This is a genomic window from Ferriphaselus amnicola, assembly GCF_000974685.2.
GTDB lineage: Bacteria > Pseudomonadota > Gammaproteobacteria > Burkholderiales > Gallionellaceae > Ferriphaselus > Ferriphaselus amnicola.
The window spans coordinates 2,227,787-2,249,076 of the sequence record NZ_AP018738.1; the positions used below are offsets into that span (position 1 = coordinate 2,227,787).

The window sequence follows — 21,290 nt, forward strand, 5'->3', positions numbered from 1 at the left end:
GCTAGGCGATACGCTCAGAGACGTTGGACATGATGGTCATCTTGCTTTCACCACCGTCCACAGGCACAGGATCAGCCACAAAGGCCAAGCTCATCAGATGCACACTGCCATCGGCCAGCCGCACCGTGACATCCTCATCCTTGATGTTATTGAGCGCTTGCGCATTCACACCGGGCAGCAGGTTGAGGTTCAGCTCCAACTTAGCGGCCACCTCAGACTCGGTGTAACCGCCGTCCGAGGCCAGCCGACCGGGCTTATGCTCGCGCTTCTTGCCACTGGGTGTAAACGTGCCGGGCTTATCTGCCAGTGGCAGCTTACCGACTGACGGTGCCGAGACCGTCCGAATGTTATTGATTTGCATTTCAAACCCCTTTCAGTAGATCGTTAAACCGCTTTGCGGAACTGGCCCACACCGGCGAGGATGTAGTACGGCGACAACAGCACCGGCTGATCCGCAAAGTTGAAGCGGCTCGGATCGGTAGGGTGTTGCTCCACCACCAGCGTATCTTTGTAGTAGCCGTACTCCTGTACCCAGCCGTACTCGCGCAGCAGCGTGTTCTGATACAGGCTCAGCAGGTAGGCGCGTACATCGTCCACCGTGGTGATCCGCAGACCGGGGCGATAACCCTCGTTGCTCTTGGCTGCTGCCGATCCGGTGAAGCGCTTGATCGCACCGATGCGCTGCTCATAGCGGATACGCTCCATCACCTCGGCAGTATTGATGTCTAGGAAGGCATCATCGGCAGAACCGTCAGGGCGGAACTGGTACATCGAGATCAGACGCTTGATGAAGCACGATCCGTCCTTAGCCACCGACATCAAGCTCATACCCTTGAACAGCAGGCTGTTGGCGTTCGTCCAGTCATGATTACTCACGCCGAGCATGCCGGGCAGTGGTGTACCCTCCAGCGATTCCACCGGATTATTCACCAGACGTGGCGCAGCAGCGGCACACACGATGGCAGCAGCTTCCCAGGTGGTCGTGGGGTTCAGCTCGATGCTGAGGTTGGAGATGTGCTCGTAGTTCTTGGTCACACCAAATGCCGCCGCAGTGGCGTAGTCACCACGGAAGGTAGTGAAGGCACGGAAGCCCGCTTGGATCGGCGGTAGGTAGCGCGTTTGACTTTCAGCATGCCAAGCGGCCAGCGTGGCAGCATCGTTGATGCCCAGTGCCACATAGCGGTACCAGCGCTGCTGACCCAACATCGCAGACAGATTTCCCGGTACCGGATCACCGGCACCACCCGTCATGGCCACCAGCGTCAGCGCCAGACCTGCCGGAGTAGTCTCACCGTACAGATTGGTGCGCACGTCGATGGCATTGCCGCAGGTGCCCTTATGGCGCGCAGTCAGCGTGACCACAGCGGCCACAGCCGCCGCCGTGACCGGAATATCATTCCCGGCGGCAGTAATCGCTGCCACAATGGCAGTAGCTACAGCCGCCGTGGTCATGACAGGAGTGACTGCCACATTGATGATCTTGCCCGCAATGTACAGCGCCAACGTGCCGTTGGCTGTCGGTGCTGCGGTCGGTGTGATCGTGCCAGTGGCAGCCACCCCAGCGACCAGATCAGCATAGGGCAACATGTACAGATCCAGCGCCGGATCGACTGCACGATACTTAGCGGCCATCTGCGCCAGCATGGAGCCAGCACCGGCCTTGTTGATCGCGTCTTGCACGCCAGCGAGGCGAGTCACCTCACCCGCAGGGGCCGTACCAGTGGCCAGCTTTTGGCCGACCAGCAGCACAGCTGGGATGTCGCCACCCAGACCGGCCTGAGACCCGTCAACAACGATATACGCCCCCGGATAGCGCAGAGCGGCGGGGAGTTGAGGAATGGAAATCATAAAGTGCCTCCTGTTCGATTGATGCTGTTGAAACCTGCCGGGTCAGGCAGGTAGTTATTGATAACGCCTTCAAAACTGTAACGGTCGGCCCAGTACAGGTCGTCTTCGGTGTACTCGATCACGCGGCCACCGCGCCATTTGATGGGGCGCGTGTCCGGCGCGCCTTCCTCTCCGCGCAGCAAGCGGTACACCGCTTGCCGATACTTGAGCAGCTGCTCGTCGGTTTCGCCCGGCTCATGACCGCGCGCATTCTCGATGGCGATCACCACGTCGAATTCGGGCTCATCCGAGTCCAGCCGCTCGCCGATCGGCTCACCCTTATCTGCACTGCGCACCACCCAAGCGGCGGGCAGGGGCAACGCATCCGGGCGAATCTTGGCGTAGGCCGCTGCACCATCGACCTTGCGGAACCACAGCCCGCCAAACCACACGGGCTTATCGGTCAGCATCAAGATGATGGGCTTGAGCGAGATCATCACCAGCCGCTATCAGGTACGGTGCTGCCATAACGACGTGGCGAGCTGGAAAAGATCACCTGATCTTCCGGCAGGGCGGCTTCAGCGACGCTCACCGGTAACAAGTTGAGCTTCCCCTCAGCGTGCGCCTTGAGCGTGGCCACGGCAGCCTCATAAGCATTTTTCACATCGTCCGTCATCCGCTCGGCCCCTTGCAGGTAGTGCATCGCAATGGTCGAGCACAGACGGGCGATCAGCGGACTGGAGGACGTGGCCGGGATGCGGTAGCTCACCAGCAGCTCCGCCGCATCCACCAGCGCCCCGTCGATGGCCGACAGCGCCAGCGTGATCGAAGCGTGCTCCTCACTGGTCAGCGCTGACAGATCACCGCCCTCAATCGCTACCCGCAGGGCATCAACTGGCGGCATCTGCACATCGGCAGGCACCGCCAGTTGCGCCAGCCGACGCGCATTGCTGCGTGCCAAAAGATCAGAGCGGGTGGCGAATGGCATGATCAGGCTGCCTTGATCTCAGCCCAGACCGCGTCGCGCTCAGCTGCCGAGACGATCCAGCCGGTCAAGGTCTCGATGGCCACCGTAGTCGGCGCACCATCCGCCTTCCACAAGGTGGCGTTAGCCGCATCCAGTTTCGCGATCGCGTCCTTGATCGCCGCAGCACGTTCAGCAGGGTCGGTGGGCGCAACAGGTGCGGCAGGGGCAGCGTCTGCCGATACCTCAAGCATCTGTTCTTCTTGCAAGCGCAGCGCCGTAGCCTCATCGACCTCGACTACCTGCCACTCGCGGCCAAACTGGATGCCACAGCGGAAGAAGCTCTCGATGTCAGTCTTGAGGTTCACTCGCACGGAAAGCACCACTACAATCGATTTACTCATGATTCAAACTCCCAATGAATTCAGTTCAAACCCGGCTCCGCGAGGGAGCCGGGAGCAGATCAGGCACCCAGCCAAGGGGTAACCAGCAGCTTGACCTTGTTGTAGTTGATGTTGGATTCACCGCCCGCTTTCTGCTGAGCCTTCAGCAGAGCCTCAGCAGCGGCCTGACTGTCTGGGCCCACCACCAGCAGATCGGGAGTGATGCCCAGCTTACGATTGCCATCGCCCTTGAACTTCATCATCGCGGTGTAAGCCGCTTGGAAGTTGGCCGCATCCAGCGTGGCCTTAGAGCCAAAGGCACATTGCCAGAAGCCGTAGGCTGCAGCGCCGCGCCAGCGTCCGCCGAAGCTGTACACATCGAGATCGAACACGTTTTGGTTCTGCGCCGAAGTCACCGCATCGAACTGGGCCTTGATGCGCTCTTGCAGGTACAGCGCCTTGGGTGCACGTTCAGTACACAGCAAAACCCACGGCTCACCCGCACCCGCCTGCATGTTGCTGACGGTCGCTGCGACACCGGTGCCGTCTTCATTCGGATACACCGGATGATCGGTATCGAAGAAGAACTGTCCGTCGTAGCACAGGCTGGCGAAGCCATTATTCAGGGCTTGAAAGACCAGATCGTTTTGCAGATCGATCACCGACTGACCATAACTTTCCGCAATTGCACCATAGTGACCAAAGTTGTCATCCTCGATGTCGGTGCGCTCCACGTCGATGGTGTTCTCGAACTTACGGTTCGTCACCGAGTAGGCGTTTTCGGACAACTTCTTGTGCAGACGGGATCCAACCCACTCGCGGAAGGCGGGGAACTGCGACAGCCAGGCATAGGTGTTGGACTTACCATCACTCGGCATCAGTCGCGCCACCTTATCCCATTGATTGGGAGCCGAAGCCAGACCGGCATTGAAACGAGCTTTGAGGGTAGTGTGCAGCGCTTGGATCTGCGCTTGAGTCAGCAGGCCGCCGAATGCCATCAGCACGGTATCCGAATCGGCATTGAATGCAGAATGCCCGGTCAGAACCAATGCCAGAGCAACCATGCCAACCAACGCCAGCGCCCACGTTTTAAAGCTAATTTTTGCAAACATCGTTATCTCCTAAAAAGTTTAGAACTCAATTCCGTACCACGTCAGATCAGGCGATCAGGCGATCAGGATGCCTTGTTCTTAACGTAGTCTTCCGGCTTCACACCCATCCTGGTGCAGAACGCCAGCTCGGTTTCATTCAGGCCGTGATTGCCAGCCTGATCTTTGCCGTCCACCTGCTTAGTCAGCAGCGCCACCGGCTTGGTCGCATCCAGATACTCGGTCAGCGCGGCCAGCGTCTGCTTTTCCGCCCAGGGCTTTTGCGCTGGAGTCAGGCGACCATCGGTCAGCGCTGCCGTCAGCAGCTCTGCGTGCTTGGCCTTATCCGCCGCTAACGCCGCCTTGGCCTTCTCGTCCTCGATCGCGGCGACTTTGGTTTTCAGTTCGCCGTTCTCGCGGGTCAGTGCTGCCACTTGGGTGTTCAATCCATCGCGCTCGGTAGTCAGAGCCGTCACGTTGGTCTTCAGGCTGTCACGCTCAGAGGTGAGCGCTGCCGCTTGCTGGTCATTCAGTGCCATGTCGGCTCCTCCTGTGGTTAAAAAATCGGTAAGTTCTCCCCGCGACAACGCCGCCCGCGCCATTGCGGCCAGCGCATCCAGCCCGTCGATGCCGGGGGTATTGGTGAGTGCAACAGAAATGATCTCCAGCACTTCTCCGGTCACGCCGTCGTAGTAGAAGACTGTGCTGATATAGCGATACTGCTTGTCGGCGATCTCGCGACGGGCTTGCCCCGTCCAGCCGATATTGATGGCATACAGCCCCTTGCCATCGCGCCACTCGAATGTGTTGGGAATCCACCCCGCCGCGATCACCTTCTGGCCGTTCGTCTCCGAACGCAGGCTTTGATGCTCGTAGTCGATCAGCGTATCCGTCTTGCGGTCAGCTGCACGGGCGATCACCCGCGCAGCGATGGAGGCATCCAGTTGCCAAGCGGCGCACTCGACCGGACGCACATCGCTCGACCGGAACGGCCCCACCGGCAGCAGATGCGCCTCGGTAGTGACCGCATCACCACCCGCACCCAACTCAAAGGTGAGGGCGGCGAAGTTGGCAGATTGTTGATTGCTGTGAGGCATGAGGTCTCCTGTTGATGGAGAGCATCATGCCGCTGGAGGGAAGTTGAAACGAGGCGGGAAATGTTTCCCGCCCGAGGATGGAGCGAAACCGATTTAAACGCGTTTTGAGGGCTTGGAAGGTTTGGGTGGTGCGATGGCCTGATTTTGGCAGGTCACTGGCATTTCAAATGCACGTAGTGATTTTTAAACGCATGTACGTCAGGTGGAAGATGCTCCAGATTTTTCTGGCAGCATATTTACAATGGAATGAGGTACTCGCATCCCCAACTCTTGGTAGATTGCATTTGCCAGAACACAATCCTCCTGGGTCAGATATCTAGGATTTAGATCCTGCACAGCATCAAACCACTGGCGTGTTAGCTCAAGTTGCTCTTTAGTAAGCTTCATGGTCTCTCCATTCATGGCGCTAATTCTGCCTCAAAACAAGTCCAGCTGCGCATCATCCCCTTCGCGCCGCACATTCAGGATGTGCCGACTAGAGAGGTGATGCTGCCGCGCTTGGGCGGTGATGCTGAAGTGGTGCTTTTCTCGGCGGATCTGCTCGTCGCGCACGCGGATGAACAGTTTATCAGGCTTAGGCATCCAGACGCGGTCGGCGGCATCCATGTGTGGTGCGAGCATCTCGCGCAGTCTGGCCAGCTCGTCATCGCTCAGGCCAAGGCCAGCGCTACGGTGCTTAGGGATGCTGAGATTGACCCCTCCGCGCTCGACCAGGAACTCTTTGGCGCGCCCGAAGCCCAGCGCCCGCACTACCGCCCCCAGCACGGGCGGCAGCGTGCGCAGCAGCTCAGCATCGACCGATGGCCAAGTGTGTGTCATCGCGCCAGCCATCCCTTCATCGCTTCGATGATCTTCTGCGACTCGGCCACCGAGAGACTATCCAGATTTGGCACTGCGCGCCCAGCCTGACGCGCGCAGAAGGCCAGCAGCGCCGGGCGGGTGGCTTTCTCCACCTTGCCAGCCTTGCCCAGCTTACCCCACATCCTCACCATCATGGCGATGCGCTCCGGCACTTTCTTGGCATCCCCACCGCCAGTGAAGACGCGCTTCTGCCGACTCCAGCCGCGCCGCTCATAGTCGCTTAGTACCGCATCGAGCTGCGGCACGTTTAGGCTGCTGGCCGAGATACGGCCATCGATCTCCATTGCGCCGTGGCGCTGCAACAGATCACGGTGGATCTCGTCGTTCCACCCCGGCAGACTCTTCATCGCCCATCCCTTGGCGATGCCGACGAGCTGGAGGTAGTGCTTGGTTAGATCGGTCATGATGCCCCCAGCTTGATCTGCTCGGCACCACCGACACCGCGATTGAGTTCAGCGTTCTTGCCGGAGGAGTAGCCAGCGCCAATGTCGTTGCATTCACGGTCGCTCAAGTTGCGCCCGGCGTTACGATCACGCCGCTTCAGGTCGCGCAGGCTGGGGTAGTTCTTAGCCACATAAGCATCAATGGCGCTCTCCTCGCGCTCATTAATGATCAGCGCGGTGATCTTGCCTGATACGGCATGCAGCCACCCCTGACAGAACAGATCGGCGCGGCGCGTCTTGGTGGCCTGCTTGCAGCGTTTCAGCTTGTCGGAGATGAACTCAGCGCGCGCCCGTTTGCATTGGCGATGCAGCACCTGAAAGGCATAGGTGGCCACCTCTGGATGCACACCGCAGCCGATGAACTTCCACTTGGCAGGACTCAACGCCCAGCCGGATGAAAATATCACTTGGCAACCAAACGCATCAGCCACTTTGTTTGACAATACCTGCTCCCAGAGTGGCGGACTGGATTGTGCTCCTGCCTTCGCATGCTGCTCGCTGGCCTCGAAGGCCAGCACATCCTGATCGTCGATGCCGTGCTTCTCCATCAGCGCTCGCGCTTGACGCAAGGCTGCCTCGGCTTCGTGCTCGTTGCTGCTGGCCGAAAGTGCCAAGCACTTCTTGATCTTCTTCAGGATGTCTTTTCTGGAATCGCTCATCATTCTCTCTCTGTTAAACCCTCTCCCGCAGCCCGCTCGGAGAACGGGCTGGAAGCGGTGATTTAGGCGTTCACTGCATCCTTCAGCGCCTTGGCCACGCTCAGCTTGGGCACGTTCTTGGCCGGGATGTCGATGGATTCACCGGTGCGTGGGTTGCGGCCCTTGCTGGCTTCCTTGCGCTCGACATGCAGCTTGCCGATTCCGGGCAGTGTCACTTCGTCACCGCTGGCCAGCGCACGCTGGACGACGACACCGAGGTAATCCAGCACGGTTTCGACGGTGCCTTGCTTGATGCTGCTGGTGGCTGCGAGTTGAGTGATGAGGTCTTGCTTCTTCATGGTGTTGCTCCTTTCAGTGGGTGGGTAAATCGTTAATCTGCTACAGGTGGTTATTCAGACCACGGGCTACTTCCGGCCCAGCGTCCGCTCGTGTACCCACATGCTGGCCACGATGGCGATGGGCCCAGCCAGCAGATAGGCCAGCAACGCGTACAGGTTGCCGTCCGGGATGGAACGCAGGATCACGAGATTGCCGCCGCCAATGGCGAACGAGGTCAGCATCGCGGCCTTGTAGTGGCCCTGATTCACGTTCTGGCTCTGGAATCCGAGCGCAAACACGGTAGCGAAGGTGCCGAGGAAAACGATCAGCGCGTTCATCACACCGCCGCAATATCAAGGCTGATCGGGCGGTACTGGTCGGTGTCGCCGACGCGCTCGTACACGCGGAAGTAGGTCTTGCTGCCTGCCACCTGGATGCTCTCGCCGATGGCCTGCATGGCCTTGTTCCACTTCTCGTCGGCGATGTCCAGGCGGCGCAGGCTCAGGATGCGCGCCGAGTTCACCCGGCCTTCCTTGTCCACCTGAAAGGCATCGTTGATGAGAGCACGGATTTCGGAGCGCGATCCCTGGCTCCATTCATGGATGCACTGGTCGATCAGTTCCTTGGCCACTTGCAAGCGCTCGTCAAAGGCCAGCGACTCAGCCACAGCGCGCTGAACTTTGTAGCGACCGTCGAAGCTGAGCAGACTGACGTTGCCTTTGATGCCGCCCATCTTCACGCCGTACTTCTCGCCGCTGAGCTGGATGAAGCTCTCGATGTCGCCGAATACCCCGGCCTTGAACTGCGCCAGCGCTTCGGACTGCGCCTTGGCGCGGGAAACGATCTCGCGCACCAGGTCATCGCGCAGCAAATCGATCTCGCGCACGGTGTCCTTGGGCCACAGAGCGCCCTTGGCATCCTGCATGTATCCCTCGGGGATGGGTTTGATTTCGGTCGTGTTCATCATGGTCTCCTATGGGTGGGTTTTGGTTTTCAAGCGCCCCAGCTCGGCCTTCACCGATTCCGGGATGGGTGTTCTCTTTTGCTCGGGCTGAGCGGGTGCTACGGGTTGACGTGCTGCCACGCTGCCGACCGGCGTGCGACCGGCGCGGGTGTTTTCGGACTGAGCCTCCTGTACGGCCTCGGCCTTGCTGGAATATCCGGCAATGATCGTGAGCAGGTAGCCGTGGCTTTTGAGCGGCAGGGTGAGCGTCTCGCGCTTGGCCAGCATCTCTTCCAGCGCCATGCGCCAGTAATCTTGCGGGGCGCTCCAGACACGACCGTTGCGCTCAATCTTGGCCTCAGCGATCAGCGGCAGCAGCTCGTTGAGTAGCGTGGCCACACGGTCGAACGAGAGGTTGCGATGCGCCGGGCGGAACAGGCCGAGGTACTGGATGAGCAGCTTGCCGATGGGCGCAGGCATGGCCAGCGCGGCCATTACAGCCTCGCGTGCACCCTCGTTGCCGAGCAGCACATCGAGGCTGGCCGTGGCTCCGCAGGCTGGGCAGGAGGTTTTCACAGATGGGTATCCTCTTCGTCGTCGCTATAGATTTCGGCGATGCGGGCACCCGCAAACGCCTGCGCACGCTGATGCAACTTTTCGACGACCTCAACCGCCAAGCGCCGGCGCGAGGGGATAAAGTCCCTCAGCTCGTCAAGTTCTGCGGCGCAAGCCGCCAGCCTGATGGCTACACGGTGCTGATCGTCGCCCATCGTGTTCGCGGTTCCGCACATGGCTATTCCTCCCTCTCGGCATAGACCATACGACGACCTTGGCACTGATCCGCCTTGGCCTTCAGCGCTTGGTTTTCCATTTCCAGATCGGCGACGTAGTCCATCTTGGCGAAGAAGGCCAGCACCGCAACAAAGGCCACGATTCCCAGTAAAGTCTTGAAGTTCTCGTTCATCTCACGCTCCCTTAGGTAAGGCTTGCAAGCACAGTGCCTGCCGCGCCACAAAATCCACCATGTCGCAGCTCAGCGACTTGCCCTTGCGCATCTGCTGCATCGAGGCGATCAGCCCCTCCACCAGCATCCGCGCACTTCCCTTGCAGTATTGATACAGCCGCACCACCACCTCGTCGGGCACCTCCTCGGTACCGAATCCGGCCTGCACCAGCGCCGCTGCATCCTCCTGTGAGATTTGGCGCACAGTCTCTGGCCAGAAACCGGTGCGGCTGCGGATCTGGTCGAATTGCCCGTGTGCGGGCTTGATGAGGCCGGACAGATGTTCGGTACCCACCAGCAAGATGCCGACGTTGGCGAGGTCGCGCAGGCGGCGCAGGGTATGCAGCTGATGCGGGGTCAGCGTCTCGGCCTCATCCACGATCAGCAGGCTGTCGGTATTGCGCAGCGCATCCACCACCGCGTCAAAGCGGCTGGCGATGCTGCCCTTGCCGCTGTATCCGGCGATGCGCACCGACAGATCGCGGATCAGGCTCTGCGGGGTCATCGTTGGGGTAGCTTCGATCAAGTGCGTGTTGCTGTGCGTCGCGGCGTAGTGCTTGATGGCGAAAGTCTTGCCGGTGCCGACGAAGCCGCTGAACACCGCGAAATTGCGGTTGCGCCGCGCCATCGCGCAGCAGGTTTGCCCCAACTTGAACACGCTGGTTTCCACCGGAGCGACTGCGTCCGAGGTGGTTTCCTCAGCGTGGCGCATGGCCGACTCCACCGCAGCCAGCTGCTTGCTCGGGCTGGTGATATAGTTGCCGTTGATGATCTGATTCAGCGTACTGGCCGGTATCCGTGCCAGCCGTGCCAGCGCTGCCTGCTTGTACAAGTGCTCGGTCATCCAGACGTGGATGCGTTCCACCAGCGCGATGTCGGCAGCGGTGTAGTGAGTTGGATAGGTCTTCTGCGTCATGTTGTTCTCCCTTAGTTAAAATCGTCCAGACTGAAATCGCCGCCCTCGATGCGCTGCGATTCACCCTCCAGTGCGGGCAGCGCCCCCTCGGCCAGCGCTTCGGCATCGAATACCCGACCGGCGCGGGCTATATCTTCTTCGAGGTGTTTTTGCTTGCGCTTGATCTGGTTCTCCAGTCGCTTCTGCCGCAGGTCTTCCAGGCGGTTGTCCGAGAACTGCTGAACTTTTTTAACCAGATGCGCATCGCAGATGAAATCGCCCGCTTCGGTGCGGATCACCGCCACCTTGTCATCCGTCAGGTCGTACTCCAGAACAACGGGCTGGCCGTTCCAAGCGAGCAGGTCGGGGTGGCTATACTCGCGCCCCATATGCACCACAGCGGAGCGGCGAACCTTGCGCATCTCTGAACGGCGTTTGAGCACGGCAAGGTTCACCGTGGGCGGCACGGGCTGCAACTGCGCCCACAGTGTCTGCTTGGCCAGCGCGGGCTGGTTCGGGATGGCCCTGCCGTGGTAATCGGCCAACCATGCCGTCACGCTCTCCATAAATTCGGCCAATGTAGGCAAAGCAATACGCCCTTCCTTGACCTCGTTGACCAGGTGATTTTTTACTTCGTCAGCTTGCTCGTCGGCGCAGCAATACGCCGCCCAGCGAACGCGCAAGAAATCGTCTTTAAACGTCCTGAAAAACCTTTCAATCCAGCCCTTGCCGTGCGGGTTGCCGGGGATGGCATGGATGACCTCCTGTACACCGGAGCGGGCATAGAATCCCGTCATTTCGTCGCTCATCAGGTGGTTGAAATACCCAGAGCCGTTATCGACATACAGGATCAGTGGAACATGGTTCCACTTCACGAAACACTCCGCCCACATGTTCTGCACGGCATAGGTGCCCTCATGCTCGTCTGCGCGCATATGCACGATATGTCGGCTAGCAAGATCCATTGCCACGGTAAGCTCTGGCCGCCACAGCTTGCCGGTGATCGGGTGGGCGAGGTAAATGTCGGCGCAGTAGCCGTCGGCGACATAAATGTCGCCCGGCAGCAGGTTGTCGATGCAGCGGCGGATGAAAGACTTTTGCGACAACCGGTAAGCGTTGCGTCCGATCCGTGCCGGGCTCATACGCCCCAGCGTGGCGGGCAGCGCATTGATATAGCCGCGCACTTGCTCGTAGCCGACGGTAAAGCCATGCACCTCCATCAGCTTGCGGTGTATAGGGGCGATTTCCGGAGAGGTCGATTGGCTCCAAATCTCCAGCGCCAACCCTTCCCAGCGCCCTTCGATGCGGATGCGCCCCTTGTGTTTTTTGACCAGGCCATCCACGCCGTGGTCGCGGTACGCCGCCAGCTTCTCAAAAATTGTGCTGCGCGAAGGCATCATGCGCTTGCCTACCGACACGGCAGCCAGCGCATCCATCACGCTCGGCTTCAAGTCGCCGTTCTCAGCCCGGCGCATGAACAGATCGACGGCGGCACTTTCCGAGCCACGGCCTTGTATGGCGCGGATCGCTGTAATCACACTTTCCCAGTGGTACGCCGCGATCTTCTTCTTGTCTCCGGCCACCGCAAATGCCCCCTTGCGGTGCTTGTCCAGCCTGATGACCTCAGCCCGTAATGCTGGGCGTGGCAACTGTGTTGCCGCAGGGGTAATGGTCAGGGCTTTCATTTTTCGCCCCCACTCTTGTTCTTGCTGCCCTTGCGCCGACCGGGGCCGGTGCGGTGTTTATTGACCTCATCATCCACTGTCATCTTGCGAGCCTCACGCCCCCGCTCAAAATTGGCGTTGAGCAGCATCACCCCGGCGTGCAGCATGTCTTTCTCATCGCTGGTGAGCATCAGGTCGCCATGCGGTTTAACCGGCATTTCGCCGCCCAGCCCTTCCTTGACCCGCTCGTACAGGTCGAGCGCGCGCGCCAGCATCGCCCCGGCTGCCAGCCCCACCGCTTTAAGTCGCAGCGATTCGGTTTCCGCGTCCACCTCCGCATCCTGCAAAACCTCGATAAACAGCGTATCCAGTGCATCCATCTGAATCCGCGCCCCGTATTCCAGCCCTGCCGCTTCGTGGCGCACCTCGAAGGTGCGCGCATCGAACTCGGCAACACCCGGCATCAGCGTGCGCGGACGCAGGCGCGCCACCTCGTCTTCCAGCGCCAACTTCTTGTTGTTGACCGTGTCGAAGTTGCGCTTAAGGTTATTTACCAGCGTCTCGCTTGTCGCAATTTCGTTTTTGAGCGCGGCTTTTTCCTTGGAGTGCTTCTCGATCAGAGTTTCCGCCAGGTCAAGCAGGGTATCCTTGTCTCCTGTCTTAGCCGCTTCAGTAAGCGCCGCCCGATCGTCATCTGGCAATCTGCGGTACTGGCGCAGATCGCGATAGCCGATTCCCATGCTGGCCATCTTTTTCAATGCATCCTCGCCAAATGCACTTAGATTCAACAAGTCTTCATCAACTTTGCTTTTGCTCATGCCAAGCGCACTACAGAATCCCTCCCAAGTGCCGACGTCGGCGATTTTTTCACCGTCAGCCGAGACAGCCCCCATCCCAGAAACAGCCTTATATGCCTTGGTTTCCTTGATATGTTTTAGCTTTTGCAAACTGACGACGTCGGCGAATCTCGCGAAAGAATTAGCCATCTGAATTTGGCCTAACAACTGATTCACCAGATCGCGTTGGCTTTCGCCGTCGGCAAGTTGAATTTTCTTTTCCATTTCGCCCACCTTAGTGCAAAGACGAGACTTGATTCGGATCGGCCATCAGCGCATTGACTGCCGCGCCCCCGCCTTCCTGCCGGATAGCTTCGATCCCCGACCTCACCGCCTCCGGCGTTTCTCCGGTGATGGCGGCGATCTCAGCCACGGTGTACACCGGCTCACCGTCGCCGTTAACTTGCGCGGGCTTGGGTGCGTTTGTAATGGCGCGATCAGTCAGCTTTTTAACTAACCCCAGCAACACGGCGGCGCTTTGCTTACCGATGTTCAACTGCTCCGCTTCCAACAATTCCATCAATACATCCGCCAGCGTGAAATCATCCAGCGTCCCCGGAAAGTTCGGCAGCTTTTGGGATAATTCGATCAGTTGCAGTCGGGTATAACCTTTGCGTGTTTTTGGTTTCATTTGCACATCCCTTTCACTGGTTTATTGGGTGGTGGCGTTTGGCGCTCAGGCGTTCTGGCTGTCTTGCGGCTCTGACGCTCGGGCGCTCTACCACCGTTGATCGTTTTAGTTGGCGGTTGGCTTGATGCCGAGGGCGACTGCAATACGATGTGGCAGGCCGCGTTTGCACGGGGTGAAGCCGTTCAAAACGCGGTACACTGCGTCTCTCGGGAAGCCGTTCTGATCTGCCCAACTGGAAACAGGGATGCCCTTGGCATCGAAATCAGATTTAATTTGTTGAGGGGTCTTAGTCATGTGAGGCTCCTTATTTTTGGCTTGGCTTAATGGTAATTAAATTACTATGAGGTAAGTTTAATACCATTTAATTTAATGTCAAGGGGGGGGGGATGAATTATTTTGAGGAAGCGACACTGCGGCTGAAACAGCAGCTAAAAAAACAGACTGACAAAGAGGTAGCCGAGTTGCTCGGCTTGTCACAACGTGCGTGGACTGGACGAAGACAACGGGAAAGCTTCCCCGAAAAGGAACTATGGGCATTGGTGGCGCAGCGCCCAGATTTGAAGCTAGATGTGGACTACATCCTCAACGGGGACAGCAGCCTGATAGAGATCATCGACCGCTTTCTTGACTACTGCGGATTGAACAGCACCGAGGCGGATGAAAAGCTGGGGCTAAAACCAGGGACGGTAGCTAAGGCGTTGTCGTTCAAGCTTGAGGCAGAACCAAAGGGGAAATAAATGAGCAAGCAGTCGGATGCCGCAAGTGGTTTTGCCATATTTGTCGGTGCCATTCTGTTCATCCTCGCCTATCCCTTCATCTGGCTATATGAGCAGGTGGGCGGCAGATTACTCTTTGCCATCGTAATTGGCATACCTACTGCTATTTTCGTCTATAAGGATTGGAAGAAAGATCAACTTAGAAAGGCGGAGGAAGCTAAGCCAACAGAATCCGCAGAAGAAAAATCCGCCCGAAAAAAACGTGAGGCCGAGGAGTTTCACGCGCAAAATATTCAAATCATTCAGGAGCGAGAGCAGCAAGCGCAACGGGGTGTCGAACATAATCCAGCGCGCGTCCATACCGTCGAAACTGATGACGGTTATCTGTCCATAGAGTGGCGACAGCAGTTCGACGAAATCAAACAGGCATGGAACGCCGGGGACTACGATTTTGCGCGCGCATGGCTGCAAAAACTGGCCTACGCAATCACCAATGAAAACACTCCGCCAGAGGTTCATGAGAAATTCAAAAAGCTGATGGTCGCATTCACCCGCGACGATCCGCTTTACGCGGAAGTGATGAGCGCGGCTCTCCCCGTTATCGAGGCCAATCCGGGCATTGTGCAGAGCACGCTCGCCAAACAATTCCCGCAATTTGATGCCGAGCAGTTTCGCTATGCCATGTATTACGGAGAGATCATTGGAGATGTGGCGAGGGTAAAGTCAGGACGCAGTTACGCGCTGTCAGCCGCCCCAGTGAATCTCCCCAAAGACCAGTAACCCAAGGAACCCGCTATGAAAGAAGAAACCGCAATCGAACTACTCAAGATGGCCACCCAGCTCGCGAGTGCCACTATTGGCCAGAAGAACTACTCCAGCAACACCCGCAGCCCAAGTGTTGAGGGCGTTCTAGAAGACTGTCTTCAGGCCGTGCAAGCGCACTTCCATGACATGACTAAATCTGGCTAACCAGTCTGCGCAGCTCATGCGTACCGGCTAGGGCGTGATAGGCCAGCACCAATATTTCAAGCTTCTCTTGTTGGTGACAGTCCGCTAACTCGTCGCTCATGAAGTTGAGCAGCTTTTCCGTTGCCACCAGTTTTTCCTGCGCCGTTTGGTTTCCCATGATGCTCCTCCTATATTGAGGGGATCATTCCACCCTAAGCCACTTACCATCGCCCCTCGGGAAACATTTCCCGCCTCATAACCCAACTCGCGCGCGCGTAATCTCCCACCATCAACTGATGGGAGGCCGCGATGGCTCGCAGAATCGAACGTATCGTTATTCACTGCTCGGATAGTCCGAACGGGCGCACTTTGTTCACCGGCAAGCCCGGCGACAAGAACTTCACCACTCCGCTGCAAGAGATCGACAGCTGGCACCGCGTACGCGGATTCAAGCGCCTGCCGGGGTGGCGTCGGGTGCAAGAGCCCGCCCTCACCAGCATCGGCTATCACTTCCTGATCTACGTCGCGGGGGCCGTGGTCAGCGCTCGCCATGTGGATGAGATCGGCGCGCATGCCCAGGGCTATAACGCTAGCTCGATCGGCATTTGCATCATCGGTAAAGACAAGTTCACTCGCGCCCAGTGGGAAGCCCTCAAGCGTCTGATCGAAAGCCTGCAAGCAACCTATCCCGGTGTAGAGATCGTCGGCCATCGCGGGCTGCCCGGCGTGACCAAGACCTGCCCGAATTTCGACGTGGCCGCATGGCTGGCCGGAGGCAAGCAGCCGCTGGCCGGACATGTGCTGCTGGATGAATCCGTGGGGAGCGCAGCGTGAACGAGTTACTCAAAACCATTCTCCCATGGATCGGCGCTGCCGCCACCGGCAATGTCCCACAGCTGGTCGGCATGGCTGCCACGGCCATCGGACAGGCTATCGGCGTGGAGGTCGAGCCCAACCAGCGTGCCATTCAGCAAGCCGTAGCCTCAGCCACGCCCGAACAACTCGCCACGCTGCGTCAGGCAGACAACGATTTCGCCCTCAGGATGCAGTCGCTTGGCTTTGCCAATCTGGAAGAGCTGGAACGTGTGGCTGCCGGTGATCGCAAAGATGCCCGTGCTCGCGACGTATCGCTGCACCTGGCTGGGTATCGCAATCAACGCGCCGACCTGATGGTGCTCACTGATGTGATTGGGCTTCTGTTCGGACTGTTAGGAATGCTCGCCCTTGGCTATGTCAAAGCCAAATACCCAGATGCTATAAGCGAAGGTGTTTTTGGTGCACTCCTAGCTCAACTATCCACCGTGACAAGTTACTTCGGCCTGAGCCTGCGCGATGCGCATCAGTTCGAGTTCGGCAGCTCGCGTGGCTCGCGCGACAAAGACGAACTGCTGGCTAAAGCTCCTTCGATCAGGCAGTGAGATGAGCCGTCTTGGTTACATCCTGTGCCTAATTTCGGCCTTCGTCACTGGTGGCATCGGCAGCGCGTGGTGGCATAACGATTTCAGATGGCTATTGGGCTTCTTTTTCGCCGGGGTATTTGTGTGCGCGGTGATCCTAATGGGTTCCGACAAGCGCGTAAGGACGTGGCACTACGCGACGGTAGTATTTTTTTCAATGGCGGTAATTGGCTGGTTAGGGGGATTTTGTGGGTGACAAAGACAATGGTTTAGACAGCGGCGGCGTGAGCAACGCCCAGATCATGCACAGTATCGGCAAGCTGGTCGGCACTGTGGAGGCGATGAATACCAACATGGCCGCGATCCGGGGCGACATCCAGAAACTTGACCAGGCTGCGACGGCACGCATCAATCGCGTGGAAGACAACCTGTCGGACAAGATCAAAGAGAGTAGCTCGGCGATCAACAAGCTCATCGACGATCTCGAAGCGAATGTCAGGGGGAAGATCAATGGTCTGGGTGATCGTGTCACCGCGCTGGAAGGTGAGGATAAGAAGATCATCGAGAAGGTGGCCAAGCTCAGCGCATTGGGCGGTGGCGTGGGCGGCGCGCTGGCTGCGGCAGCGGTCGAACTTATCAAGCACATCCCACACTGATGGCTCACTCTCAGGACACTCGCGATCGCGTGCGCCAGCTCTTCGTGGAGGGGCTACCCCTTAATGGTGCGGCTGTGTCGTGCGGGGTGAGCTACGACACCGCCCGCGACTGGAAAAGAGCCGCCAAGGTCAAGGGAGATGATTGGGACACGGCACGCATGGCCTACAAGATCAGCGATGCCGGAATCGACGCGCTCAACCAGCAGTTGGTGGAAGACTTTGCACGACAAGTCATCACCACGACGCGCGAGCTGGAGGAATCGAAGATCCCAGCAGCGGATAAGGCGCAGCTGCTCGCCCAACTGGCCGATGCCTATGCCAAGTTCAGCAAGGCATTTGCGCGCGTGAATCCTCAGTTTTCTGGACTGTCGGTGGCTTTGGACACGCTCAAGACCATCGCCGACCACCTGCGTCTAAAAGACCCCGCCGCTTTGAAAGCACTTCAACCGCACTTTGAAGAGGTGGGGGCGACTCTAGGAAAGAGATATGGCTAAGCTATCTACTGCGACTGAACACGCGCTTTCTGTCATTGCTCACGCATCAATGGCTAAAGATGTGTCACGTAACGTCGAAGGAATGGGTGGATTTTATGAGTTCTGGCTGAAAGATCAGTCACCTAAAGACCGAGATTTAATCGAGTCATACCTCAAGCTATCGAAGGCTGCTTATAAAGATAAGGCCGCGATGTTAGCCAAGGATGTGGCAAGTAAAAATGGCTGAAGATCGTGACATCAAGGAAGTCCGCAACTGGCGTGAGTTCGAGCTGGAACTGGCCAAGCTGGGCGAGGACATCCGCAACCAGATCGAACTGGAGTGCGAGGCGTTTCCGACTGACGCGGAGGCCAGCCGTGTACGCCGTGAGCGCGCCTGGCATGACTACGGGTTTTTCTGCCAGACCTATTTCCCGCACTACGTGCCCACGCCTTACTTTTCGCTATTCCAGCAGTTCATCTTCAAGCGCCTGCCGGAGGTGATCGATGGCGCTGCCGATGGCCGCGAGGTGCACGAAGCGCCACGTGGTGAGGCCAAGTCCACTTACGAAACTCAGCTCGGCAGCTTGTGGTGCATCGTGACCGGTCGCAAGCACATGATCGGCATCATCATGAACACCGAGGAGCAAGCCGCCGAGATGCTGGAGTCGATCAAGGCTGAGCTGGATACCAACCCGCGCCTGGCGATGGACTTCCCCGAAGCGTGTGGCCAAGGCCGGGTATGGCAGGCCACGACGGCGATCACCGCCAACAACGTCAAGGTGCGCATCGGCGGCACTGGCAAGAAGATTCGCGGCATGAAGCACGGCCCACATCGGCCTGACCTGATCTTTCTGGATGATCTCGAAAACGACGAGAACGTGAAGGACAAGAAGCAGCGCGACAAGATCGAGAAATACGTCCTGTCGGCTGTGATCGGCTTGGCTGGCCCCGGAGGCGGCATGGACGTGTTCTGGGTCGGCACCTCGCTGCATTACGATGCCGCGATCAACCGCGTGGCGCGCGCACCGGGATGGCGGCGGCGCATCTTCCGCTCCATCATGCAGTGGCCGGACAACATGGCGCTGTGGGAGCGCTGGGAGGCGATCTACACCCGCTCCGGTGACGATGATGAGAAAGAGGTGTTCGAGGCCGAAGCGCGCGCGTTATACGAGCAGAACAAGACGGCGATGGATGCCGGGGCCGTGGTGTCGTGGCCAGAGGTGCGACCGCTGTATCGGCTGATGTGCATGCGCGCCGTCAATCACGATGCGTTCAATCAGGAACAGCAGAACGAGGCTGGTAACGACGAGACGGCTCCGTTCAAGAACGTCCAGTTCTGGATCGACCGCGACAACGACTGGACATTCTTTGGTGCGCTCGACCCATCTCTGGGCAAGCAAGGCGCGGCGCGCGACCCCTCGGCACTTCTGGTCGGCGGTCTGAATCGCAAGACGATGAAGCTATCGGTGGTCGAGGCGGACATCTGCCGCCGCGTGCCCGACCTCATCATCAGCCGCGCTATCGAGTTGCAGGCCGAATATGGCTGTGTGGCTTGGGCGGTGGAAACCGTCCAGTTCCAGGCTTTCCTGTACAGCGAGCTGATCAAACGCGCCGCGCTGGCCGGTATCTCATTTCCGGCGATTCCAGTCACACCCAGCACCGACAAGGGGCTGCGCATCATCAGCCTGCAACCGCATGTATCCAACGGCCAGATCCTGTTGCACCGCTCGCAAAGCACGCTGATCGAGCAGCTCAAGTTCTGGCCAGAAGCTGACCATGACGACGGCCCAGATGCACTGGAAATGCTGCACACGCTGGCTACACAGTTCGGCGGCGAGTGGCAGTACACCTCGGCGGCGCGGCCTCGCAGCCAGATGCGCAGCAGCAGCCGATACAGTAGTAATCATGATGATTGGGAAGATGATGATTAAACAGATGAAGGCTGCACTGGCCAGAATAACCAAAACCGGCCTAGATACCCTGCAATCCGGCCCGCGCTCTATTCAGGGCAACACCCTCAATTACATGAGCGTGAACACGCTCGACCCGTCCCGTCTGGCCAGCGCATTTGCGCAGGCCGATCAGGGCTTCATCACCGAACAGGCCACTCTGTTCGAGCTGGTCGAGGAGCAAGATCCACACATCTTTTCTGAGCTGGCCAAGCGCCGCCGTGCCGTGACTGGGTTGGGCTGGAAGCTGGAGCCACCCAAGGATGCTACTCAGGCCGAGATCGACCGAACAGTTGAGCTACAAGATATGCTCGCCAGCATCCCACGGTTTGAGGATGCGCAATACGATCTAACCGATGCGATCGGCAAGGGATTCGCTGCGCTGGAGATCGAATGGAAAACTGGCAGCGAGTGGTTGCCGCGTAGCCTGAATTTCCTTCCTCAGCGCAACTTTCAGACCGACCGCGACACGGCAGAGATTCAACTGCTCAAGATGGGGATGCCGGAGCCACTGCGCGAGTGGGGCTGGGTGGTGCATGAGCACCGGGCTAAATCAGGCTACATCGAGCAGGCCTCGCTGTTCCGTGTTCTGGCGTGGACGTATGCCTACAAGGCCTACAACATCCGCGACATGCAGCGCTTTCTTGAGGTGTATGGCTTGCCGTTGCGCTTGGGTAAATATCCGTCAGGCATCGGCAAGACTCAGCGCGACGAGCTACTGCGCGCAGTGCGCAATATCGGGTCGGATGGTGCTGGTGTCGTTCCCGCCAATATGACTATCGACTTCATCCAAGCCGCGGCCAAGGGCAATGTTGACGACTTCCTCAACGCGACGGCGTACTGGGAGAGCAAACAATCCAAGGCCATCCTCGGCGGCGAGCTGGATGGCAAGACCACGTCCGAAGCGCGCATCATGATCTACGATAAGGTGCGCCGCGAGATTCTGCTGCATGACGTGCGCCAGATCCAGCCGACTATCAACAATCAGTTGGTGCGTCCGATTGTGCTCATCAACGGCATGTTCCCCGAGAACAGAATGCCGAAGTTCGTCTATGACACCGAGGAAACCGTCGATCAAGGCAAGATGGTGAAGGTGCTGAATGATGGCGCCGCGATGGGCATGGAGATCGATGTCGAATACGCGCACCAGGTGACTCAGATCCCGCGTGCCAAGGAAGGGGCAAAGCTGCTGGTGGCAGGAAGCTCCAAGCCTGCTGAAACGCCACCCGCAACCAAGCCTGCCGATGCGGCGCTGGTGCGTCTGGCTGTGCTGGCGAAAGAGGCCAAGGAAGCCGACGTGACCGGAATCTATGCCGCCAGACTGGCCGCGCTATCTGCCCCGCATGAAGAAGTGCTAACCCAACAGATCGCGTCCATCGTGGCTGAGTCTGGCAGCTTTGACGAGGCGCTGGACAAGATCGCCGCGCTGACAGCAACTCCATCAAAAGAGTGGGTGCAGAACATCGCTGAGGGGATGACGGCGGCGAATCTGGCTGGGCGGGCGGATATAGGTGGAAATATCAATAACGGAGATTGACG

General features: G+C 58.6%; 33 protein-coding genes. 10 read left to right on the forward strand and 23 right to left on the reverse strand.

Annotated features, from left to right (window positions below; genetic code table 11):
- Window position 1: 1 nt before the first annotated feature.
- The 22 genes from OYT1_RS11125 to OYT1_RS11225 form a co-directional block, all read right to left on the reverse strand.
- Window positions 2-361: a phage tail tube protein gene (locus OYT1_RS11125; RefSeq protein ID WP_062626757.1), complete on the reverse strand. Its 360-nt coding sequence runs from the start codon at window positions 359-361 to the stop codon at window positions 2-4.
- A 23-nt stretch (window positions 362-384) separates the two neighbouring features.
- The gene (locus OYT1_RS11130; protein WP_062626756.1) at window positions 385-1,848 is read right to left on the reverse strand and encodes a phage tail protein; all 1,464 of its coding nucleotides are present in this window, start codon (window positions 1,846-1,848) and stop codon (window positions 385-387) included.
- Window positions 1,845-2,324, reverse strand: a complete 480-nt coding sequence (locus OYT1_RS11135; protein ID WP_062626755.1) for a phage tail terminator protein — start codon at window positions 2,322-2,324, stop codon at window positions 1,845-1,847. Before OYT1_RS11135 ends, OYT1_RS11130 begins: the two co-directional genes overlap by 4 nt.
- Window positions 2,324-2,815 carry a phage protein Gp36 family protein gene (locus tag OYT1_RS11140; protein WP_062626754.1) on the reverse strand — a complete coding sequence of 164 codons (492 nt, stop codon included), beginning with the start codon at window positions 2,813-2,815 and terminating at the stop codon, window positions 2,324-2,326. The genes OYT1_RS11135 and OYT1_RS11140 overlap by 1 nt, the downstream gene beginning before the upstream one ends.
- Before the next feature lie 2 nt (window positions 2,816-2,817).
- Window positions 2,818-3,195, reverse strand: a complete 378-nt coding sequence (locus OYT1_RS11145) for a hypothetical protein (protein ID WP_062626753.1) — start codon at window positions 3,193-3,195, stop codon at window positions 2,818-2,820.
- A gap of 59 nt (window positions 3,196-3,254) precedes the next feature.
- A complete protein-coding gene (locus OYT1_RS11150) occupies window positions 3,255-4,286 on the reverse strand; it encodes a Mu-like prophage major head subunit gpT family protein (protein ID WP_232013177.1) in 1,032 nt (343 codons plus the stop codon).
- Between the two features lie 62 nt (window positions 4,287-4,348).
- The gene (locus tag OYT1_RS11155; protein WP_062626752.1) at window positions 4,349-5,359 is read right to left on the reverse strand and encodes a phage protease; all 1,011 of its coding nucleotides are present in this window, start codon (window positions 5,357-5,359) and stop codon (window positions 4,349-4,351) included.
- 198 nt (window positions 5,360-5,557) lie between these two features.
- Window positions 5,558-5,746 (reverse strand): hypothetical protein, encoded by a 189-nt coding sequence (locus OYT1_RS11160; RefSeq protein ID WP_145983707.1) that lies wholly within the window; start codon window positions 5,744-5,746, stop codon window positions 5,558-5,560.
- Window positions 5,747-5,776: 30 nt separating this feature from the next.
- Window positions 5,777-6,178, reverse strand: a complete 402-nt coding sequence (locus tag OYT1_RS11165) for a hypothetical protein (RefSeq protein WP_062626800.1) — start codon at window positions 6,176-6,178, stop codon at window positions 5,777-5,779.
- Window positions 6,175-6,624, reverse strand: coding sequence for a regulatory protein GemA (locus OYT1_RS11170; protein ID WP_062626750.1), 450 nt, complete (start codon window positions 6,622-6,624; stop codon window positions 6,175-6,177). Before OYT1_RS11170 ends, OYT1_RS11165 begins: the two co-directional genes overlap by 4 nt.
- Window positions 6,621-7,322, reverse strand: coding sequence for a DUF2786 domain-containing protein (locus tag OYT1_RS11175; RefSeq protein ID WP_062626749.1), 702 nt, complete (start codon window positions 7,320-7,322; stop codon window positions 6,621-6,623). The genes OYT1_RS11170 and OYT1_RS11175 overlap by 4 nt, the downstream gene beginning before the upstream one ends.
- A 62-nt stretch (window positions 7,323-7,384) precedes the next feature.
- The gene (locus OYT1_RS11180; protein WP_062626748.1) at window positions 7,385-7,660 is read right to left on the reverse strand and encodes an HU family DNA-binding protein; all 276 of its coding nucleotides are present in this window, start codon (window positions 7,658-7,660) and stop codon (window positions 7,385-7,387) included.
- A gap of 66 nt (window positions 7,661-7,726) precedes the next feature.
- Window positions 7,727-7,978 carry a hypothetical protein gene (locus OYT1_RS11185; protein WP_062626747.1) on the reverse strand — a complete coding sequence of 84 codons (252 nt, stop codon included), beginning with the start codon at window positions 7,976-7,978 and terminating at the stop codon, window positions 7,727-7,729.
- Window positions 7,978-8,607, reverse strand: a complete 630-nt coding sequence (locus OYT1_RS11190; protein ID WP_062626746.1) for a DUF3164 family protein — start codon at window positions 8,605-8,607, stop codon at window positions 7,978-7,980. The genes OYT1_RS11185 and OYT1_RS11190 overlap by 1 nt, the downstream gene beginning before the upstream one ends.
- 6 nt (window positions 8,608-8,613) lie before the next feature.
- Window positions 8,614-9,159 carry a hypothetical protein gene (locus OYT1_RS11195; RefSeq protein ID WP_062626745.1) on the reverse strand — a complete coding sequence of 182 codons (546 nt, stop codon included), beginning with the start codon at window positions 9,157-9,159 and terminating at the stop codon, window positions 8,614-8,616.
- A complete protein-coding gene (locus OYT1_RS11200; RefSeq protein ID WP_062626744.1) occupies window positions 9,156-9,374 on the reverse strand; it encodes a hypothetical protein in 219 nt (72 codons plus the stop codon). Before OYT1_RS11200 ends, OYT1_RS11195 begins: the two co-directional genes overlap by 4 nt.
- A gap of 2 nt (window positions 9,375-9,376) precedes the next feature.
- A complete protein-coding gene (locus tag OYT1_RS13705) occupies window positions 9,377-9,547 on the reverse strand; it encodes a hypothetical protein (RefSeq protein WP_172588549.1) in 171 nt (56 codons plus the stop codon).
- A gap of 1 nt (window position 9,548) precedes the next feature.
- Window positions 9,549-10,502, reverse strand: a complete 954-nt coding sequence (locus OYT1_RS11205; RefSeq protein WP_062626743.1) for an AAA family ATPase — start codon at window positions 10,500-10,502, stop codon at window positions 9,549-9,551.
- Between the two features lie 11 nt (window positions 10,503-10,513).
- On the reverse strand, window positions 10,514-12,166 hold the full coding sequence (locus OYT1_RS11210) for a Mu transposase C-terminal domain-containing protein (RefSeq protein WP_062626742.1): 1,653 nt from the start codon (window positions 12,164-12,166) through the stop codon (window positions 10,514-10,516).
- Window positions 12,163-13,206 carry a hypothetical protein gene (locus OYT1_RS11215; protein ID WP_062626741.1) on the reverse strand — a complete coding sequence of 348 codons (1,044 nt, stop codon included), beginning with the start codon at window positions 13,204-13,206 and terminating at the stop codon, window positions 12,163-12,165. The genes OYT1_RS11210 and OYT1_RS11215 overlap by 4 nt, the downstream gene beginning before the upstream one ends.
- A 10-nt stretch (window positions 13,207-13,216) precedes the next feature.
- Window positions 13,217-13,612, reverse strand: coding sequence for a hypothetical protein (locus tag OYT1_RS11220; RefSeq protein ID WP_062626740.1), 396 nt, complete (start codon window positions 13,610-13,612; stop codon window positions 13,217-13,219).
- Window positions 13,613-13,717: 105 nt separating this feature from the next.
- Window positions 13,718-13,906 (reverse strand): DNA-binding protein, encoded by a 189-nt coding sequence (locus tag OYT1_RS11225; RefSeq protein WP_062626739.1) that lies wholly within the window; start codon window positions 13,904-13,906, stop codon window positions 13,718-13,720.
- Window positions 13,907-13,998: 92 nt separating this feature from the next.
- On the opposite strand from OYT1_RS11225, the gene OYT1_RS11230 reads away from it, so the two are divergent.
- From OYT1_RS11230 to OYT1_RS13710, 3 genes are read left to right on the forward strand one after another with little or no spacing between them, the layout of a single operon-like run.
- Entirely contained in the window at window positions 13,999-14,349 is a 351-nt protein-coding gene (locus tag OYT1_RS11230) for a hypothetical protein (protein WP_062626738.1), read from the forward strand.
- Window positions 14,350-15,108 carry a hypothetical protein gene (locus OYT1_RS11235; protein WP_062626737.1) on the forward strand — a complete coding sequence of 253 codons (759 nt, stop codon included), beginning with the start codon at window positions 14,350-14,352 and terminating at the stop codon, window positions 15,106-15,108.
- Between the two features lie 15 nt (window positions 15,109-15,123).
- Window positions 15,124-15,297 carry a hypothetical protein gene (locus OYT1_RS13710; RefSeq protein ID WP_172588550.1) on the forward strand — a complete coding sequence of 58 codons (174 nt, stop codon included), beginning with the start codon at window positions 15,124-15,126 and terminating at the stop codon, window positions 15,295-15,297.
- Here OYT1_RS13710 and OYT1_RS13715 read toward each other — a convergent pair.
- Window positions 15,284-15,454 carry a hypothetical protein gene (locus OYT1_RS13715; RefSeq protein ID WP_172588551.1) on the reverse strand — a complete coding sequence of 57 codons (171 nt, stop codon included), beginning with the start codon at window positions 15,452-15,454 and terminating at the stop codon, window positions 15,284-15,286. The two genes, OYT1_RS13710 and OYT1_RS13715, sit on opposite strands and share 14 nt — an antisense overlap.
- Before the next feature lie 131 nt (window positions 15,455-15,585).
- Between OYT1_RS13715 and OYT1_RS11240 the strand changes: the two genes are divergently transcribed.
- The 7 genes from OYT1_RS11240 (at window position 15,586) to OYT1_RS11275 (ending at window position 21,288) form a co-directional block, all read left to right on the forward strand.
- Window positions 15,586-16,110 carry an N-acetylmuramoyl-L-alanine amidase gene (locus tag OYT1_RS11240; protein WP_084611989.1) on the forward strand — a complete coding sequence of 175 codons (525 nt, stop codon included), beginning with the start codon at window positions 15,586-15,588 and terminating at the stop codon, window positions 16,108-16,110.
- Complete coding sequence (locus OYT1_RS11245) at window positions 16,107-16,694, forward strand: hypothetical protein (RefSeq protein ID WP_062626736.1); 588 nt, start codon at window positions 16,107-16,109, stop codon at window positions 16,692-16,694. Before OYT1_RS11240 ends, OYT1_RS11245 begins: the two co-directional genes overlap by 4 nt.
- A 227-nt stretch (window positions 16,695-16,921) precedes the next feature.
- Complete coding sequence (locus OYT1_RS11255) at window positions 16,922-17,329, forward strand: hypothetical protein (RefSeq protein WP_197714083.1); 408 nt, start codon at window positions 16,922-16,924, stop codon at window positions 17,327-17,329.
- Window positions 17,329-17,823, forward strand: a complete 495-nt coding sequence (locus tag OYT1_RS11260; protein ID WP_062626734.1) for a DUF1804 family protein — start codon at window positions 17,329-17,331, stop codon at window positions 17,821-17,823. Before OYT1_RS11255 ends, OYT1_RS11260 begins: the two co-directional genes overlap by 1 nt.
- Window positions 17,816-18,049, forward strand: a complete 234-nt coding sequence (locus OYT1_RS11265; RefSeq protein ID WP_062626733.1) for a hypothetical protein — start codon at window positions 17,816-17,818, stop codon at window positions 18,047-18,049. The genes OYT1_RS11260 and OYT1_RS11265 overlap by 8 nt, the downstream gene beginning before the upstream one ends.
- On the forward strand, window positions 18,042-19,733 hold the full coding sequence (gene terL / locus OYT1_RS11270; RefSeq protein ID WP_062626732.1) for a phage terminase large subunit: 1,692 nt from the start codon (window positions 18,042-18,044) through the stop codon (window positions 19,731-19,733). Before OYT1_RS11265 ends, terL begins: the two co-directional genes overlap by 8 nt.
- Window positions 19,723-21,288, forward strand: coding sequence for a DUF935 domain-containing protein (locus tag OYT1_RS11275; RefSeq protein ID WP_084611988.1), 1,566 nt, complete (start codon window positions 19,723-19,725; stop codon window positions 21,286-21,288). Before terL ends, OYT1_RS11275 begins: the two co-directional genes overlap by 11 nt.
- The last annotated feature ends 2 nt before the right edge of the window (window positions 21,289-21,290 follow it).